The following is a 17,950-nucleotide window of genomic DNA, read 5'->3' as shown; positions in this document are numbered from 1 at the left end:
CATACCACTCGCTCAAAACACCACCGTAATAGAACTTTTGTTCTTGTTTTATGTGTATTTACAATCCTTTATCAACAACAACGATAACGGTTGCAAAAAATAGCCTAATATTGTAGAATGGTTGCAAAAGCATAAAGAGGTGCATTAATTGTGGAAATAGTGATTGCCCAGGATCCGCGAGAAATTATCAAGTCTCATATTTCGTTCTCAGCACGCTCTAAATTGTCCAATCTTGTTATTGATGCATACAAATGGTCAGAACTTTTAATTAATAATACTGCTGCCTTTAAAACTCTGCGTGGGCAGAAACGACTTCTGCCAGAGATAAAGAATGTTGCAGTTGAATTTTTTATTATTCAGGCTGTAAAGAATAAAGAACTTCCTTTTTTATGTAGATCTGCATATAACTCTAACCGCTCACATACATACTTAGAGTTATATAATGAGGATACTTTAATTCACTTCAATCAGGTATCGTCTAAAAATAAGTGTGGAAGAAAAGCCGTTTGCCGAGATAGGGTAACAAAACCACTTGAAAGTTACATTGATTATAGTGATAATATTAATCCTACGATTTCTGTAGACAGCAAAAATTATTTTCAAGTTAATCACGGGTATCAAACTTCAACACCTTCGTTTATTACTTTAGGGATACCCAATGGTGAAGGGATTCTAAACGGTAGTATACCACTACTTCAGGAGTTTGTTGTTGTTGAGGGCTTTTACCCAAAATCAAAAATTCAGACAGTTGACGAAATTAGCTTCGAAGATTTTCAGCGTTATGCTGAAGGGGATGGCTTAGAAGATGTTGAAAAACAAGTTTAATGGATTAAAGCTTGAACAAGCACGAAAAATAAGGAATCTAACTTTACAAGAGGTGGCTGAGCTAACAGGAATATCTCATCAGTCTATATCTAAGTATGAAAAAAACAGAGCTATTCCAAGTGTTGAGATGATACACCAACTCGCAGAAATCCTTTGTTTTGAGACTACATTCTTTTATAGTGAAGAGATCAGTGCTAATTTCTTCGAAAATGCATTTATTTATAGAAGCAAGGCAAGTGTGGCGAAGAAATATAAAGATCAAACTGAAAATCAAATTGGTATGATCTACATGCTGGTAAAATATATTAAGACACATGTAAACTTACCCACTTTTGACGCTTCTTTAATTCGTGAAAATTTAGCAGGTGAATTTATGCCTACACGTGATGAAGATATAGAAGAACTTGCTAGTTCCATTCGCAAAAAATTCGGTCTTTCAGATGGGCCAATAGGGAATCTCACAACTCTTTGCGAAAAGCTAGGAGTCAACATTTTCTATTTAAATATGAATCATCAAGGGATTGATGCTTGTTCTGTGTTAGTTGAGGATACACCTTATATAATTTTAAACAAAGACATTACATCTGCTGTAAGAATTAGATTCAATATTGCTCATGAACTAGGTCACATCATTTTACACTCTAGGTATACTAAGAAAGTTTTTAATAAGGTACAGCATTCAAAAAGGATGGAATATGAGGCAAATCGCTTTGCTTCTTCCCTTTTACTTCCGGAAAGTGGAGTAGCAAAGGATTTAACTGCTCTAGGCTTAGATTATTTAGTTATGTTAAAGAAACACTGGATGGTCTCTGTTCAAGCAATTGTTTACAGAGCTGAGCAACTTGAACTGTTCACTCCTGAGTACTGCCTATATTTAAGGCAACAAATAAGTAGAAAAAAATGGAGAAACAAAGAACCATTTGATGACGAAATTCCATTAGAGATTCCTAAATTATTTGGTCACGCCATAAACTACTTAAATGATAAATTCAATATCTCTGTATCACAAATTTCATTTCAATCTGGAATTAAGGAACGAGAAATATTTGAGTTATGCAACTTAGATGCTCACTCAATTAACTCCAGTCCCCTCCCATCGCAAACAAATCATATTAGAAGGATTAAATAATATGAGCCCAGGACTATTCCTGTGGCTCATATTTGTTCCCTACTCATTAATTGATATAAAAAGGGTCCCGACGAATAGGTAAATCATGGTATGATGATATGGACAATTAAATCGGTTAAGGGCGGGTGGCGCATTTCCAAGAAAGGAGGTCTAATTCCTTTCTAGGAGGTGATCGCCATGACAGTGTATGAAGCATTAACATTAATGCTTGCGTTCGGAACGTTCGTCGTTCTGGTACTGTCCTTCAATAAAAAGAAGTAACCCGCCCCCTACCAAGGTGAAGGTTACTTCTTAGCCTTACGCCATCCGCTCTTAATGCGGTGATTGTCAGTGGGGATCGTGTTAGCGCACGGTCCCTTATTTAGTTATATCTTACCATAAAGAATATATGCATCGTGATGCAAAACGTGTCATATAGTCAATAAAGTAACAGAGAAGAAATAATGTTCATTTACTTTAGACTGCTTTAAATAAATTCACCAAAATCATTAGTGTCATCCTCATGCCATAGTAAACCCGCGATCTCAGGGGTTACGTAATGCAAGGGTCTCCACAAGAATTCACTTAAGTTAGTGTACTTAGATATAAAAACTTTATTAAACTGATATTTTAATTTATATTCTTTGCTCCTATACTGTTTATTTGTTACCTTTAAGTTTTCTATCACATCATTAAATGATAGGAGCGGAATGCGAGAGCATATATTTAATTGAGAGAGTCGTTCATCATAACGCAACAACATTTCTGCAGTAGCCGCTGACTGAACTGGAATGTTTTTATCCCAAACTAAATAGAGACTAGGTCCTTCTAACTTATACATATTGAGTAAATCAACAAATTTACTAGTTACAAATACAGATGTTGACACTTGCTCAGGAATTTTAAAAATGAGATCAATATCTTTGATTTTGTCATTATTAAAATGGTATGTGTCTAGTGGATTTAATTTACCCGAAGGCATTTTACTTACTTTTATTGATCGGTAATCAATCGCATCAATAACATTAGTGACATTCATTGCATAAAGAACAGTCTGGTCATAAATAATTGGAAGAAACTCTACTTGGTTCTCCATGTAGGGTTTTAATATCTCGTATGTTTTCTCAGTTATAACAGGGATTCCACCATAATAATTATAAAAGTCCATCCTACTACCTTCCTGATATGTCTGAACTTTAAATGGAACCCATTCCCCACCTAGAGGTAACCCTTTATATAATTCAATATCAGAAAAAGATGATAAATTATCCTCTGCTTCAACTATTGTTGTATTAGCAGGGTTAGCTGATATCTCCCAAATTTTCAAAAATAGACGCTCCTTTCTGATTAAACAATCTAAACACTTTAGTGATAACCTTTTCTTTAGTATTCATCATTATGTATTCTAACTATAAAAGTCTTTCCACTCCCGTAGTTTACAGTCTTTTATACTTTTATTACAGGTAACCAAATACCATTATGGACTGTCAACAGTAAATCAGACAACTTTTTTAAGGGCAGCAGCTTTGTACTGAACGGGCGTCATGTATCCTAATGTGCCATGAATACGATGCTTGTTGAACCAGTTCACATAATCACATAATTCCAACTTTAGATGGTGTAGCGATTAAGTTTAAGTAATTAAATTAAGATTGAGAAAAACGCCCAATGACGTGTAAAAATCGTTAGTGGGCGTTTAATCTACAATTTTCGATCTATAGTTCATGTAGCAATTAATCCTCTGGACTTATATGGTATTTTTCCCGATAATGTTATAGTTAACTAAGTAATGCCTTGATTCAAAAATCAACCACCATTCAGTTTCCTCAATAATAATCTACCTACTCATTCCTCTTACTCAATCTTATTCCCTAATTATTTTGGTTATAAACTGAGGTGTCCTTAAGGAGATGTAAAATGTCTAGAAGAACATTTTCTGCTGCTTGCCTATTAATATCTGCTATTCTCTATAGTACATATTATCTTTGCAGTACGTTGTTAGAAGTCGGTAAGATTACTGTTGAAACCGCCAATTACTCTCAGTTATCAAGCCTGGTCAACATTTCTAAAGTCTCATTTGCAGTAGGAATTATATATTTAATAATCTCTGAAATAATAGAGATCAAAAATAAAAAAATAGGATAACGCCTATAATTTGTATTTACATCGCCTAATATATGGTATACAATGAATTTGTAATTAAATATTACACTATTAGGGAGTGATTGTTATTAATGGTAAGAAGTTAGCTGTTGGTTTGTTGACTGTTGTTTTGAGTATGAATCTTAGTATTGCCAGTGCCGCTCAAATTACTAAGCCTACTTCGAAAATCACCGCGAATCAAAATCACCAAGCACAAGTAATAATTAACCCAGCTTTAATTCAACAAAAAGCATTTGAACAAAATATCCCTCTTTACAAGGATGGCGCAAAACTATCAAAGATCGAATATGAATATGTTGGAAATACCACTCTGGTGTCGGACACCTCGGCCAAAGGTCCCGTGCTTTCTGCGTTGCAACCTGTAAAAATTATCGATGTTCGTGATAAAGGATTCGGATGGTATAATCCAAACAATCCGCTTTATGATCACTGGTTCGATGGGCCAGATACTGCGGAGTATTCAGAAACTAGGAAATCAACTGCCACTGCCTCACATACGTTTGGAATAACATCGGAAATCATTTCTAATAATGTTGGTTTTACCATTGGAGAAGAATACTCTTATACTATTAAAAGCACGACGCCAGTTCCCGCTGATAAAAAGTTAAATGTTCGGGTATTTCAAGTACATCATAAAAAGGAACTTGTATATACAGGTTATGATGGGAAATCGTACATTCTAGAGGCAGAAAAGCCTAATGGAAGCTACATTCAAAAAAATTGGTACAATAAATAACTCCACCTCGTTTAAGCCCGCCGTAAACAAACTACGTTTCACCACCTACTAATTTTTTTACATAGTATGAGCGTGTTTGTCCAACAAAATAATGAACTAAAAGAGGACATCTGCCATTCTATACAGATGTCCTCTTTTATATTTATAAAACCTCCGTTATCCTCGGATTAGCAATACGCAAAGTAAACACTTCTATAGATTGAGCGTATGTGATCCACTCCGTCGATACGGCTGCGGCAGGCACTATAATGTCTGCCGTGATACGCAGCCCATTAATGCGGCTCAGTGTGGGCGATCTCAACACAAACACAGCCCCTCCCACAACTGCGTTGGTGGCGTTTTTAAACTGAAAATATGATGTTACCTGGCTATCTATTGCTGCAGTAAAGTCAATATCAACTTCTGCTCTGTAAGTCTTATTTTCCACAAGCGAAGTGGGGAGCTTGGTTTGAAAACCTCCCGTCTGCTGCACACTACCGGTTCCCTTGGTAACACCCTGCCATCCTCCGTCGCGTGTAAACACAAGCAGATTTCCTGCATTGCCATACTTGGCCCAACCGGTTGCTATATCTGTGCCAGAGCTAAAGAGTGGGTTAGGTACAATTGTGGTTGTATCCCCCTTTGCCAAGGCGCTGTAAGCTTGTGACTTAGGTATATACTTGGCAATGCAATCTGCAATCACTCTCATGCCGACTGTAGATGGATGCAATTTATCTGCAATTAAATATCCATCTTTGGGGCTGCCGTCACTGTTTGCAAACTCTGTGAAGATATCAATGTAAATAAATCCTTGTTGTAGGCAATAAAGCTGCAGCCACTCGTTGTACCGGTATATGGCTGGCATAAGCGTAACGTTGTCATTGCGCGGCAGAAGCGAGCAAAAAACTGGGTTGATCCTCACTGCAAGTAGCTTACTTGTAATGGTCTTTATATCGGCTGCCATGGCCTGTATTGTTCTCCCGCCATTTATATCGTTTGTACCACCAAACACTATACATATGCCCGGGTTGTGTGCTAACACATCTGTATCGATCCGTGCAAGCATTTGTTGTATTGTATTACCGTTGATCCCTGAGTTTATGACTGTATTATTTGTAATCCATCCTAACCACGTTGTATATCTCCTAACATTGGCAACGTCTCCTTGGGTGATACTATCCCCAAGGCAGACAATACGACTTGAAGCAATTGACGGTTGTTGCATCTTGGTTGCCATAGACTTTGCCAATGCCATGATTAAAGGTATATTATCACTCACACTCTTACACCCTTCCTAGAGCTTGTACCATCGTCCCTCGCCCCAAATATATACATCTCCCGTGTCTAACACTAAAGCAGTGCTGCCGTCGTGTAATGGGCTTTGTAATGTGTTTGGTAAGGTATCTGTACTCCTCAATTGAAATTGAACTATTTTTCCTGTATGAATAGGTGTTACTGCCATTCCATTCACCCTTTCTCGTAACGCCGAGGGCTAACCCCTCAGCGCTACTTTAACTGAATTGTTTTGTTGATCCCACACTACATTGGCTCCTAACGCCTCTGATACAGCGCGTACAGGCCCAAAAGCTTGTCCATTTATAATGTGTTCACCTTCGATTCTTTTGCCGTTTACAGTCGTGTATTTACCGTCTGGATGCCACATCAATTGACCGCCTAACGCCTCAACAACCACCCTGATAGGAGCAGTTACAGTCCCGTCATTAAGGGTTCCTGTACACAAAACCTTACTGCCAACTTTAATCGAAACTCCTTGATTTTTTGACGTTTGTTCTAGGTGCTTTGACAGATATTCACTGGGGTCAGTATGGCTACCATATCCATACGACGGCGACGATTTCAAACGAATCTCGTAATGTAAATGGGAGCCAGTGCTGCGCCCTGTTGTACCCTGTTTACCTACTTCTTGGCCTAGCCCTATCTTTTGACCAACTCGAACGCTACTGCTATCAAGATGCGCGTAACAATGCAGTGCACCGCGCTCATCTTTGACAGCAACAACAATCCCAAAACCTCCAAAGCCGGTACCTGGTTGACCTTCTCTGGCATGGACTACTTCCCCACCCACAAACGCAAAAATAGGCGCTTTATGCGCCTTTACAAGATCGATGCCAGTATGGAATACTTTATTGCCATTAAACGGATCGTCACGATATCCATATGGACTAGTGACTCTGTACCCTTGCTGTTTCCAATCAAACATTGCTATCACCACCTTTCTTTGTTTGCTTGATTACCTGATGACTGAATACAGAAAACGCACCTGCTAATATGCCTTGAATAATTGATTGAGGACCAAACCCTAGAATCCATACGGTCATAACAATTGCTAAACCTGTTACGATATAAACGATTGTCCAGTCTTGGACTCGCGGGGTTTGCTTTAGGACATATCCTGCAACCCAACAGGCTGCTACTACGATCAACAGTGCAGGGTCTATCAATTCAAAAATAATGTTCCATTCCATAGTTAATTCCCCCTAGGTTAATTTAATTGCTGTTACAACTGCTGCTATCACTATCCCAATCACTGATGTGGCAATCGTTCGCCATAACCATTTTTGGTTGTCCTCAATCTTATCTAGCCGGCGATGAGCAGACTTCGACGACTGTAACGCCTCTATTGCTAAGTCCCGTCCGTTAATTGCATCGTCCAATTTTTCCTCGATGCCATCTATCTTTGTCTCTACTCTTGTTAAGCGTTGTAACGTTTCAACCTGTGGATCACCCAATGTCCTCATCTCCTCAAATAAAATAACTCCCGATTTTTATCGAGAGTCATCTGCAAACTTGATATTTATTTTTCTGTTTCCGTTGGAACTATATCCTTGGTTTCAAAGGCCGCAAGTGCAATTCCAATCTCTTGATCGAGTAAGCGAAGAATATCTTCTTGCTTACCTGGATGACTTTGAAGCACAAGCGATATCACCGCTGATAACTCTGCTACTGGATCGTTAATATCTATTGTGCATTCAAGTAATTGTCTCGCTTTCATTGTATAAATCCCTCCATTGGCATAATAAAAAGCCTACGAGTGATTTCGTAGGCTTTAAAATCTATTTTTCCATATTCAATTCTTTTTTCAAGTGTTCAAGCACTACAAGCTCTTTCTGAAGCTTATCAATTTCACTTTCGTTTCGCTTAATCTCATTAGTTCCTCTTTTGAAATCTGCGCTATCCTCAAATTTTATACCCGTCTTTTCAAATATTTTTTCATTTTCATAGTTACCTTTTAATTTTTCTAAATTTTCATTGATAACACTAACGGTTCTTTTATATGGTGGTATTGCTTCATTTATATCAGAAATACGCGAGTTAACTTGTACAATATTCATTGTTTGTTCTTTGCCTTGAGTGTTATTCAGTGTAACCACACCTCCTTCATACTTCACAGTCGATCCAGTTATTTCGCCAACAGCCCTCACTGGTGCGTAAGTAACGCCATCTATAACGACTGCTTCAGCATTTGTTTTTTGGCCATTTACGATTACTTCGACTGTTCTAGTCACTTTTTTGCCTACCAATGATTCCCCTGCTGCATAGGCAGCTGATCCAGCGATTAAGATTATAAAACATAAAGAACCTATTATTATTTTCTTCACGGTAATACCTCCCGTTATTTGTATTTATATAAAATATACCAAATCCCGAGAGTTATAATAAAGGTTTATTTTAACTTACTGTGAAAACTCCTCCTCCACTGTTTTGATTTTGAGGATTACCGTGGTTATGGTTTGGAATTGACACTGTATGTGTGTGTGTTTTATCAGATTTTGCGTTTATAACATTCCACATTTCATTTAACTTATTTTGCAGAAATCCCACTGTTACTACCCTATTAACCTCTTCTGGGTAGCCAATATAAACTCCAGATGAGCCTCCCATTAAAGAAACACCATTTTGACCATAAACAATAACCCTTCTCATCAGGTAATCAGAATACACTGCACCTGCTCCAGCAAAATCAACACTTTTTGCAACCAGTTCATTTGTCCCGCCCAATATAATATTATTACCAACACGAACATCGCGTGTTACATCAATATCTGTATCAGATTTAATGCTACCACCAATTATTTGTGCACCTGTAATTAGCGAACCAGTTATTGTCCCTGCATTGATGCGTGATGAATACAAATCAGAGTTATCGATCTGACCTGTCAATTTAATACTCCGCGCAACAACATTACCTTGAAAGTCTACGCGAAATGGCGCTGAATTAAAATCGGCATTCCCTGCAGAAAGCCCGGCAGTCCGGTTCAAGAGAATGATGTTGTTACCACTGCCTACAGATAACGAATCAAAGTTACCTATCTGCCCTATGATCCTCTCGCCCATGATTCCATCGGCTGTAATTGCAGCTCGTACCGATTGCCAACCATCTGTTGATACGCCGATCCCTGTTGCAGTTAACCGGACTTGTCTTAATGGATTGTTCTTGTCCCGTGCAAGTATTCCGCCTTCTGCTGGATATACCAACTCTGTCTTCGAATTATTGATGTCTGTGATAGCTTGCTTCGCAAATGCCTCGAACACATCTGTCCGGATCTTCCCTGCACTGAAGATATTGTCAACGACACGTTTTGATTTTTCAAGGTCGGCAATTATGTCCTCATAATCCCTCATCATTACGTTAGTGACCGTTACTTGTGAGTGTTTATCTTTTGCGTAAGGGTACTCTGTAAGGTCTGTTATCCTTGCTGTGATGTTATTAAGCCCTAATTCTGGATCAATGCAACGGACGGTATCGCCCAACTGCGGGCGCGGCTCTGTCCTATCCAACTTGAATAAGTCTGCTGCTGAAACTGCAATCTCAAGTGCTGGCATCTCTTGTTCGCGCAGGGCCTTTCTCGCAGCTTCGAGCAGCTTTAATGGGTCCTCAATACTCTGCTCTATGATCTCCCCATCGAAGTAGGCGTTTGTATCATTGCTCCACGCAGCCTGATATGGCGATATTAAATAGTTAACCGCAAGCTTCCCGTCAACAATTGCACCTGGAACTTGAGACAAAAGGCTGCGCTCATCGTCGGCCAAGATTGACGCAGGCTGACCGATCCACGTCCTCCCGTCCTTCATCTGTGCGAACATTCTTGTGACAAGCGAGTTTGCATCGTCTTTAAAGTTCGTTGATACGATGTTTTTACCAATGCGGTATTGTAAGCCGTTATCTGCACCTATCTTTTTGCGAACGTGAATACGGAAGTTGTCGGGCTCTAACTCGCAGCCATACATCTTAACAACGTCATTGAGCGCTTGGAGCGCATTACCGCGCCCCCAATCTTTGACGTCAAACAAATCAAATGTGTTATCGATGCTAAACGTATACTTGCCGCCTGTCGCGGCTGATATCGTATCAAGGAGCCGTGAGATGTGACACCCGAATGCTTCTGAGATATACGATCCATACGGGATTTTGTAATCCGTCAGTTTGAACATGACGTGCGTGCAGGTTATAGCAGCCGTCAGCTTGCGTCCATCTCGTACACGCTGCCTAGAGTTGATAATGTAATACTGCCCGCGCTCATCCTTGACGTGTCCCTTGAGCTGTATTTTCTCGCGAAAGTCATCGGATGTCATCGGAACTAAAAAAGACAGCTCATAATCGCTATTGAGCCGTCTTCGTCGTTGTATGCTATTTGGATCGACTTCGTTAAGAATACCGACCCGTCGCAGGTTCTTATCGTATGACTGTAAATAGTTCACTCAGCACCTCCTAGTATAAGAATTTATCACGGTGCGTGATCCGCGTCAGTATGTTGCGAGCGCTTTCGCCGTCTGTATACATAAGCTTATTCGTGCCAAGCACAAGGTTAAAAAAGTCACCGTCAAATAGATGCAACACGTTCTGGCCGTTGAGCGTGACCGTCATTTTTTTTGTGTCGATGACAAGCCTATCACCCGGCTTAAAATCTCCGGTAAACTTGATCTCATCGACGTGCGAATAAGTAACATCAATGCTAAATTCCGTTGCTGTATCGGCAGTAACCGACATTAGCCGCTCACGAAGCAATCGCGTTATCAGTTCCGTGGCTGTCTCTAACGGCTGAGTAATAAGCGTTATCTCACGCGTCAGAGCGAATTGAGATTCGGTGGCGCTGTCGATTATTACGGACACTGGAATATCTACGTTTAACCTTGCAGTAGCGTCCGTTACTGTATCAATAGTCACAGTCAAAAACGTCTCAATGTACCTGATGCGGTTAAAAGGTGCAAGGTTAAACGGAGTTAGGTTAAACAATTAGGACACCTCCGCCCATAATAAAAACGCCTACCTCTACGGTGGCGCTTACGCTACTAAATCATCAATTACTTCACTTACTGCCTGTTTGAGATTAGAAATTTGTGGCACTTGATCAAGTTTATATATGCCCAGCACAACAAGACTTGCCCACACTTTTACCAGACCGCTGTTTTTATCGAAAACCATAGTTTCAGCCCCCTTATTGTTTGCTTGCTAGTAGCATAGTTAGTTCTGCAATGGATTGTTTTATGTCACTCACCTCTTTTTCTACAGACTTTGGTACATTTGAAAACACTGCAACATGAGTCTCTGTTGACACATCAACGCGCTCTATTTGCTTGCCTTCTGGTATCTCTACTGATAAGTAGGGAATACCTATCGGCTCACGCACATCACCTGACATAACCTGAATTATATAACCTGATTTATCATAGATAACTAATGTCCTCATTTTAATAGCTCCTTTCTACTACTCTACGGCAGTCCATTGTATATCATAGGCGTAGTATGCGCCCCAATATATTTTCACGTTAAATCCATCGTTGTTCATCGTAGCAACAGCATTCTTAGTTGTTTTGGTGCGGTTGTTAGTAGCAAAGTTATTAACTAAGTTGGCTCCGTAGCTGTACAGGTATAAATCTCCGTCAGTCTGATTATCGTAAGTTCTTAATTGCAACAGACTAGGTTTAAAAGTTAACCCCGTCACTGTGATTGATATAGCAGCGTAGTTTTCTACAACTGTCGTTACCTCGGGAATAGTACCATTTGCTTTTTTAACTCCTGTTTGGATCTGACCAATCTTATTAGACAGAACTGGAAACGTATCGCTCCCTGCTGCTGGTACACCTTTGCCAGTGATGGCTTCAGCGATTTGGTTTTTCCCATCACTGGCTGACGTAAAAGCCGCAGTTGCCTGATCCATTGCTGCTTTAACCGCTGCAGCCGTTGCTGCCTGATCCGTTGCTGGGCTATTTGTTGCATTATTAAGTTGTACAATACCTTGTGCCCCTGTACTTGCTTTCGGCAACCGATCAACATGTAATGTACCGGAACTGATGTCCCCCGCAGCATGTGCATGCACTTTAGAAGCTGATGCATTTTTGGCGTTAGCCTCTGCGGTATTAGCTTTTGCTTGTGCTCCTGCTGGTGTCTCCTTCGATGCATCTAGGTCGCCTACATTCTGTCTAAGAGCATCGTAATCATACGCGGTAAAGTACCTCGCCACCTTGGCGCCTGCGCTCCACGATTTTGCTGCGCCTTGAAAAGCGCGCTCAACCGTAAGTGTCTTTCCGTTTACCGCAGTGTATCGGATCGTCTCAGCAGTCTCGTCGCTACCTATCGTAAGCAAATTTGGAGCCGCAGGAATCCCCATCACACTGACTAATGTGATTGTCGTGTCACTCACTGATATAGCTGCAGCAAGTTCGGTGCCTGGACTGTTGACCACTGCAGGGTACATCGTTAATTGTGCCATCCAAGCACCTCCTTATTGTGTGAACCGCACGATAGTGCTGTCTTTTAGAAACTTCGGTTTGTCGCCTGACTGAATCGTTTTGGGGTTCGGAATCGGCGCTGACCATAACAGATTACCGCCTGTCGCTGCTGTTCGAAGTCCAACATGTGTTATCTGCCCCCAATCCGCAGCAGCAATCGGAAACTCAATATCAGCTAAGTTTTTAACTGTCTGCTTGCCGCCCTCGACCGCAGGAGCCGAAAAAGCAATTGGCATACGAGTGTAGCCACCGCCAGTGACTTCCGTTCCTGTATCCGCCTGAGTCGGGTCTGATGTATATAGAGCAAGAAAGATACTTGTAGGCGGCGTAAATGCGGTATTACGTAAGGCTGCGTTAAGCATTGCTGCTGATAGCCAATTTGAAATATTCATAAAAGTGCTCCTTCCTGTCAAATCGTGTACTCGTTCGTTATCCGAAAACTTCTAATCAAGTTGGAACCGGTATTGGTTAAAACAATGATCGGCTCCGCTTGAACATCACCCTTTGATGTAATGCTAGTCACCTCAGGAGAATGTGTTATCGTCAATTCAGTGACTCTTTCATCTGATTCGGGCCAAGGATTAACCATCTTTAATGGAATAGTCACCCGACCATCAAACAATATTTTTTCGATTGGAAGCGTGCCTGAATAACGGGCCATATACCTCTTCCCTGGTAAGTCGCTAAAGGTAAATGCTTGATCCCCTCGTTTAGCATTAAATACACGGGCTATACCTGCTACCTTGTTGTGATAGTCAATCGTGGTGTCATTCGCCATTACAACACATTCCAATTCAATTGTTCGAGGGCCGTAAGTGACACCAAAATCAAGTTCTCCGTCCCTACCTGCAATTTCTATCGTGTAGTCTTTGGTAGGAGGCAACACAGGGATATCATGCCGAATCAGACCTAATCCTAGCGATTTAAACGATACTCCATTAACTTTGGCATCTATCATTTTGGTCTCACCCCCGCCCGCGACTGAAATCTCCTTACAAGTGAATCGGCCCCACTATAAAAGGAATCAATGTCAGCATCATCATGAAGATGCACTACATTTGAGACTGTGTAATGATTGGTAACGTCATAAGACTCTCCGCTCGCCATAGCAAACGATGGTGTTGCCATCTTCAAACTAGGCAAACTCATATTCAACAATTTGAATAAGTTCCCTTGTTGGTAATCATTCAAAACCATTTCTTGAGCATGTGCGATAACAGGTACTTCCTCGTTCCTCACACCCTGCACGATACCGCCAGTTTTGAATTTCTGAAGCTTACCTGTATCTTTCGTGATGCCATATTTGTTTCTTAGAGCCACGTTCTCGTCATGAGCTTCTGCTTTAGTTTTTGCATCTCCAGCATTCCACTTGTCTATATTGGCGTTGTACCGTTGTAAGTCGCGTTCTTTCTCACTCATGCCTAAAGTAGCATTCGCGCTAGTGATATAAGCCATTTTAGCCTTGTACTCAGCCAAAAAAGCATCCAATTCAGCCAGTATAGTCTTATTGGCTTCTTGGTTGCTTGATATCCGGAATTGCTTTATGGCATCTTCAATCTTAGATACATCGTCCTTAAACTCGTCAAAGGTTTGCAGTAGCACATCGTATTTATCATTAGCAGCTTGTTTCTCAGCATCAAACGCCTTTTCTCTCTCTTGCTTTTCTTCTTCCAGCTTCTTCTTCTGAGATTCAAGGCCGCGCTTGGTTAATAATCGATCGTGTTCAAGCTGCATTCGCTCAATTTCTTTAGCTACTTCGCCGCGTTCCTTTATTCCATCTGGTCCAACTGCTGACTGAAGCAATTCTAAACGAGCGCGTTTTTCGGCCAACTTAGATTCATAATCTTGTTCGTCATTGGCTTCTTGCATTTTGGCAATCTGTTGATCGATCGCCTTTATTTTTTCTTCTTGCGCTTCGAGGAATTTATCTCTTGCTTGTTGGATGGCGTCAAGTTCGGCTTTCTTTGCGTCCTGAATACGCTTCTTATGGCTCTTGAGCAGGTCATCCGCTATCTTTTGCTCTTTATCAGACTTTTGTTTTAAGGTCTTATCTTCTTCCTGCAGCAGAGCTTTTTTTGCAGCATAAACCTGTTCGTCGGCCTTCTTGCGTAAATCCCGTTCTGTCTCTGACTTTGATTTAGGATCGTACCTTGACTGGATACGCATCCATGCATCATAAAACCCTTGCGCGGACATCTGACCCATGGCCGTATAGTGACGAATAAACTCTTCTGACTTAGCCAAAGAATCCGTAAGCAACTTATCTTTGACCTGTTGAATGGCTTCTAAGTCTCTCCACCAAGCTGCTGCATTGGAATCAACTTCTTTTGTAACAGAGGCAATTCGAGTTGTTACATTCTCGGAATGCTTGTTGTAGTCTTCTAAAGAGATTTTTCCGGATGAGTATAAAGAGTTTAGTTCTTTCTGCTTTGTTTGAAGCTGTGACAAAGATTCTCGCAAACTCTTATTTGATTCGTGCAGCTTATTTTGATGATTACGATATAGTTCTAGTCGAGTTGATGATGTATCTACTGATTTAGCAAAAGTCGCGCTCTTGGCATCGAAGAAAGAAATTAAGTTCGAAGCCGATTCGATAGCCATCTGAGCTTGTTTGACCTGTCCGTCAATACCGTCCAATGGGAACTTAAACGCTGGTGGAGCTTTGGGTTTGGGACTAGATCCGCCCAGCCCTTTTGCTTTTACTGCTTTACCTTGGCCTAAACGGTGCAGTTCTTCATCAATCCCATATAGATCCTCTTCGGACATATCACCAAACTGGCTTTTGATTGCTTTCAACTTTTCCGCTTGGCCTTTAGCATCTCGATACCCATCAGCTTGCATATTTACCAGATGCCTAAACTCATTCATTTTTGAGGTGAATGCATTCTTGCGTTCTTGGTATTCTTCTGCAACCTGTTCATCTGTCTTTTGTCTTCCGCCATGCTTCTTGTTTTTCTCGGGAGCCTTGCTATTTTTCCCATCCATTGCATCTAGGGTGCTTTGGCTATTTTTAAGTTGTTGGTCTATTTTAGCTAATTCTTGACCATCCTCCAGTATTTCACCGGCTATCTGTGTCCTTTTATCTTCAACAGATGACCCTTTCACCCTATCCCAAAAGGACAAATCTTCTTCACTAAGATTGCGTTGAGTATCCTGATTGCGATCAATTTTCCCTTGAAGTTCGTTTCTTTTTTGCGTCAAATCTTGTATGTTCTTATTCTCAACCAATCGCAAGCTTTCAGCATATTTTTGCTTCCACTCACCCAGTTTTTCTATATTTACGTCTATTGCTCTACCATGAGCGTCCCACTGAGATATCAAACCTGGCATTAAAGAGCTTATTTTTTCAATGACAAGTGATAACTCGTCTTTTGCTTGTTTAATCTCCTTGTCCGACCTTGTGTTGTCATCAACAATGGATTTTAATTCAGAGTATTTTTGAGCAAGTGCATAGGTGTCCCTGTCGTTTTGCCGTGTTGCTGAATTAGCTTCGTTTTGTGATCCTGAATACAAAGCCCATGCTGTAGTTGCCACTCCAATAGCTATTGATACTGCCGTTAAAGTAGCTCCTAATGGCGTTGCTACAAATGCTTTTTGTGATAGATTGGCTGCATCAGTGGCAGTCTTTAACCCAAGCATCGCCCTAGCTCCGTTAACAAGCCCCATAACCATTGCCGTCAAGGAAGTACCTGTTAATAAACGAACCCCTGTGTTAAGTGTTAATATTGCTCCACCAAGCAATAACACCGCCGTCAACGTATTTTTTATAGGGTCAGGTAATGAGTTAAACCCATCCACCAAGAGACGACCAAAATTAACGATCTCTTTCAGCACAGCAAGCAAACCATTGTCACCCATTGTGATAACCAATTCGTCCCACGATGCTTTGAGCTGCATGGATTGTTTCTCAAGGGTTGACATCGTAAGGGCATTCTCTCGTTGAGCTGAACCGAATGAGTTCTCAGCAGTTGTTGCAACATCAACAACCTTGTCATAGTTGTCCATGATCGCAATAAAACGTGAAGCCTGGTCACCACGTGCAACTGCTTGGGTTACCTCGTGTCGTTCAGCGTCGGAAAGGTCATACCACTTGGCTGCGAGTTTATCCAGTAGGACGCTGAAAGGCATCATCTCGCCGCTGGCTTGTTTAATAGTACCGACATACTTCTCAAGCTTTTCGATGGCGCTATCACGGCTTGAGAATGAGATAAATGACTTGATGGCATTACCTGCAACCGATCCGCTAAATCCTGCTTGGTTAAGTACTGTCAAATATCCGATAAGCTCATTAATAGGTACGTTGGCGTTTTTGGCACTTGCACCAGCTCTGTTAATACCTTGAAGCAATTTATTTGAGTTTGTTGCAAAGTTATTCGATACCTCATTTAATCGGTCCAGTAGTCGTTCGGACTCTTGAGCCTCCAGTCTATAGTTAAGGATCGCACCCGTCATTAAATCTTGTGCTTGCGCAGCTCCTGTAAATGATTGCTCAACGTTTGCGGCCATCAATGCTGTTTTGGCAAGGGCTGATGTATCTTGTTCGTTGAACCCTTGCTGTGCAACTGATACGTAAACTTGTCCAATCTCTTTCAGAGCATATCCATATTCCTTTGCGTCGGATATCATATGCTCCTTAACGATTCCTATATCCGCTGTGTCGCCCATTACACGTTGCAAGCTAACAAGTGTGTATTCAAAGTCCTTTATGACACTGATTGCCTCTTTTGCCTCTCTGACGGCTGTGTAGTACATCGTTCCTAGTAATAGGTATTGAGATGACATTTCCAACCCGCGCGATGAATCTTGGTTTAACCTAGCCATTCGTGCAGCGTGCAGCTGCGCTTGCTGCTCCATTCTGCTATGGTGACTTCGAGTCAACTGGAATTCACGATCTATACGCGCCTGAACAAGATTTTCTTGTCCTGATGCCGTAGTTGCACGTTGTTGCAATATCACCATTTTCTGTTGGTGTTCTTTCTCTTGCTGTTCGATTGCTGTATTGCGCCGTTTTACGATAGCCTCTTGAGCTTGTAATTTAGAGTCTGTGACTTGATTTATCTTGTTAAGTGATTCGGTCTTAGCTCTTAGTAATTCAGTTTGAGCAGTCCTTTGAGCCACTAAAGCATTTGATTCATCCAACACTTTTTTGCGCCGCTCATCCGATCCCAACGCCATGCGGTCCATTGATTGAGACAACGATTTATAATTCTTCTCCGCCACACTAATTATCTGATTCAATGCGCGGAATGATTGGGCATTCTGTTCTACTGCTTTATCAATCATTCTAAATGTTGGAAGTATCTTTGATACGTCAAATTGTAATCGACCTGCTACGACATCTTGATTCATACCATCAGCCATATTTCTACCTCACCCCCTTACTTTGG

At 41.0% G+C, this 17,950-nt stretch carries 20 protein-coding genes and 1 pseudogene; 5 read left to right on the top strand and 16 right to left on the bottom strand.

What is annotated here, in order from left to right; genetic code table 11:
* Positions 1-150: 150 nt before the first annotated feature.
* The 3 genes from QP775_RS14835 (at position 151) to QP775_RS25770 (ending at position 2,215) form a co-directional block, all read left to right on the top strand.
* Positions 151-825: a hypothetical protein gene (locus QP775_RS14835; protein ID WP_285107126.1), complete on the top strand. Its 675-nt coding sequence runs from the start codon at positions 151-153 to the stop codon at positions 823-825.
* A complete protein-coding gene (locus QP775_RS14830; RefSeq protein WP_285107124.1) occupies positions 806-1,954 on the top strand; it encodes an XRE family transcriptional regulator in 1,149 nt (382 codons plus the stop codon). Before QP775_RS14835 ends, QP775_RS14830 begins: the two co-directional genes overlap by 20 nt.
* 177 nt (positions 1,955-2,131) lie before the next feature.
* Positions 2,132-2,215: a putative holin-like toxin gene (locus QP775_RS25770; RefSeq protein WP_350338976.1), complete on the top strand. Its 84-nt coding sequence runs from the start codon at positions 2,132-2,134 to the stop codon at positions 2,213-2,215.
* Between the two features lie 205 nt (positions 2,216-2,420).
* Here QP775_RS25770 and QP775_RS14825 read toward each other — a convergent pair whose 3' ends face one another.
* On the bottom strand, positions 2,421-3,260 hold the full coding sequence (locus tag QP775_RS14825; RefSeq protein WP_285107122.1) for a hypothetical protein: 840 nt from the start codon (positions 3,258-3,260) through the stop codon (positions 2,421-2,423).
* Positions 3,261-3,431: 171 nt separating this feature from the next.
* A pseudogene (locus QP775_RS14820) lies at positions 3,432-3,548 on the bottom strand (IS3 family transposase); the annotation flags it as partial.
* A gap of 302 nt (positions 3,549-3,850) precedes the next feature.
* On the opposite strand from QP775_RS14820, the gene QP775_RS14815 reads away from it, so the two are divergent.
* Together QP775_RS14815 and QP775_RS14810 are read left to right on the top strand one after the other, a co-directional pair.
* Complete coding sequence (locus tag QP775_RS14815) at positions 3,851-4,078, top strand: hypothetical protein (protein ID WP_285107120.1); 228 nt, start codon at positions 3,851-3,853, stop codon at positions 4,076-4,078.
* A gap of 76 nt (positions 4,079-4,154) precedes the next feature.
* Complete coding sequence (locus QP775_RS14810; protein ID WP_285107118.1) at positions 4,155-4,832, top strand: hypothetical protein; 678 nt, start codon at positions 4,155-4,157, stop codon at positions 4,830-4,832.
* A 142-nt stretch (positions 4,833-4,974) separates the two neighbouring features.
* Here QP775_RS14810 and QP775_RS14805 read toward each other — a convergent pair whose 3' ends face one another.
* The 14 genes from QP775_RS14805 to QP775_RS14740 form a co-directional block, all read right to left on the bottom strand.
* Positions 4,975-6,048 (bottom strand): GDSL-type esterase/lipase family protein, encoded by a 1,074-nt coding sequence (locus QP775_RS14805; RefSeq protein WP_285107116.1) that lies wholly within the window; start codon positions 6,046-6,048, stop codon positions 4,975-4,977.
* Between the two features lie 255 nt (positions 6,049-6,303).
* Positions 6,304-7,032 (bottom strand): peptidoglycan DD-metalloendopeptidase family protein, encoded by a 729-nt coding sequence (locus QP775_RS14800; protein WP_285107114.1) that lies wholly within the window; start codon positions 7,030-7,032, stop codon positions 6,304-6,306.
* On the bottom strand, positions 7,025-7,297 hold the full coding sequence (locus tag QP775_RS14795; RefSeq protein ID WP_285107112.1) for a phage holin family protein: 273 nt from the start codon (positions 7,295-7,297) through the stop codon (positions 7,025-7,027). The genes QP775_RS14800 and QP775_RS14795 overlap by 8 nt, the downstream gene beginning before the upstream one ends.
* A gap of 12 nt (positions 7,298-7,309) precedes the next feature.
* Entirely contained in the window at positions 7,310-7,570 is a 261-nt protein-coding gene (locus QP775_RS14790) for a hemolysin XhlA family protein (protein ID WP_350338973.1), read from the bottom strand.
* A 56-nt stretch (positions 7,571-7,626) separates the two neighbouring features.
* Positions 7,627-7,824: a hypothetical protein gene (locus QP775_RS14785; RefSeq protein WP_285107108.1), complete on the bottom strand. Its 198-nt coding sequence runs from the start codon at positions 7,822-7,824 to the stop codon at positions 7,627-7,629.
* Positions 7,825-7,885: 61 nt separating this feature from the next.
* Positions 7,886-8,431 (bottom strand): stalk domain-containing protein, encoded by a 546-nt coding sequence (locus QP775_RS14780; RefSeq protein ID WP_285107106.1) that lies wholly within the window; start codon positions 8,429-8,431, stop codon positions 7,886-7,888.
* A 70-nt stretch (positions 8,432-8,501) separates the two neighbouring features.
* Entirely contained in the window at positions 8,502-10,532 is a 2,031-nt protein-coding gene (locus QP775_RS14775) for a phage tail protein (RefSeq protein ID WP_285107104.1), read from the bottom strand.
* A gap of 10 nt (positions 10,533-10,542) precedes the next feature.
* Positions 10,543-11,067 (bottom strand): phage distal tail protein, encoded by a 525-nt coding sequence (locus QP775_RS14770; protein ID WP_285107102.1) that lies wholly within the window; start codon positions 11,065-11,067, stop codon positions 10,543-10,545.
* Positions 11,068-11,115: 48 nt separating this feature from the next.
* The gene (locus QP775_RS14765; RefSeq protein ID WP_285107100.1) at positions 11,116-11,256 is read right to left on the bottom strand and encodes a hypothetical protein; all 141 of its coding nucleotides are present in this window, start codon (positions 11,254-11,256) and stop codon (positions 11,116-11,118) included.
* A gap of 13 nt (positions 11,257-11,269) precedes the next feature.
* Positions 11,270-11,521: a hypothetical protein gene (locus QP775_RS14760; RefSeq protein WP_285107098.1), complete on the bottom strand. Its 252-nt coding sequence runs from the start codon at positions 11,519-11,521 to the stop codon at positions 11,270-11,272.
* An 18-nt stretch (positions 11,522-11,539) separates the two neighbouring features.
* The gene (locus QP775_RS14755) at positions 11,540-12,544 is read right to left on the bottom strand and encodes a tail fiber protein (RefSeq protein WP_285107096.1); all 1,005 of its coding nucleotides are present in this window, start codon (positions 12,542-12,544) and stop codon (positions 11,540-11,542) included.
* Between the two features lie 12 nt (positions 12,545-12,556).
* The gene (locus tag QP775_RS14750; RefSeq protein WP_285107094.1) at positions 12,557-12,955 is read right to left on the bottom strand and encodes a phage tail fiber protein; all 399 of its coding nucleotides are present in this window, start codon (positions 12,953-12,955) and stop codon (positions 12,557-12,559) included.
* Positions 12,956-12,972: 17 nt separating this feature from the next.
* On the bottom strand, positions 12,973-13,521 hold the full coding sequence (locus tag QP775_RS14745; RefSeq protein ID WP_285107092.1) for a phage tail domain-containing protein: 549 nt from the start codon (positions 13,519-13,521) through the stop codon (positions 12,973-12,975).
* Positions 13,518-17,924 carry a phage tail tape measure protein gene (locus QP775_RS14740; protein WP_285107090.1) on the bottom strand — a complete coding sequence of 1,469 codons (4,407 nt, stop codon included), beginning with the start codon at positions 17,922-17,924 and terminating at the stop codon, positions 13,518-13,520. The genes QP775_RS14745 and QP775_RS14740 overlap by 4 nt, the downstream gene beginning before the upstream one ends.
* Positions 17,925-17,950 lie beyond the last annotated feature (26 nt).

The sequence above is a fragment of the Paenibacillus sp. UMB4589-SE434 genome (assembly GCF_030226685.1).
Classification (GTDB): domain Bacteria; phylum Bacillota; class Bacilli; order Paenibacillales; family Paenibacillaceae; genus Paenibacillus_B.
This window is presented reverse-complemented; position numbering and strand designations above follow the sequence as displayed.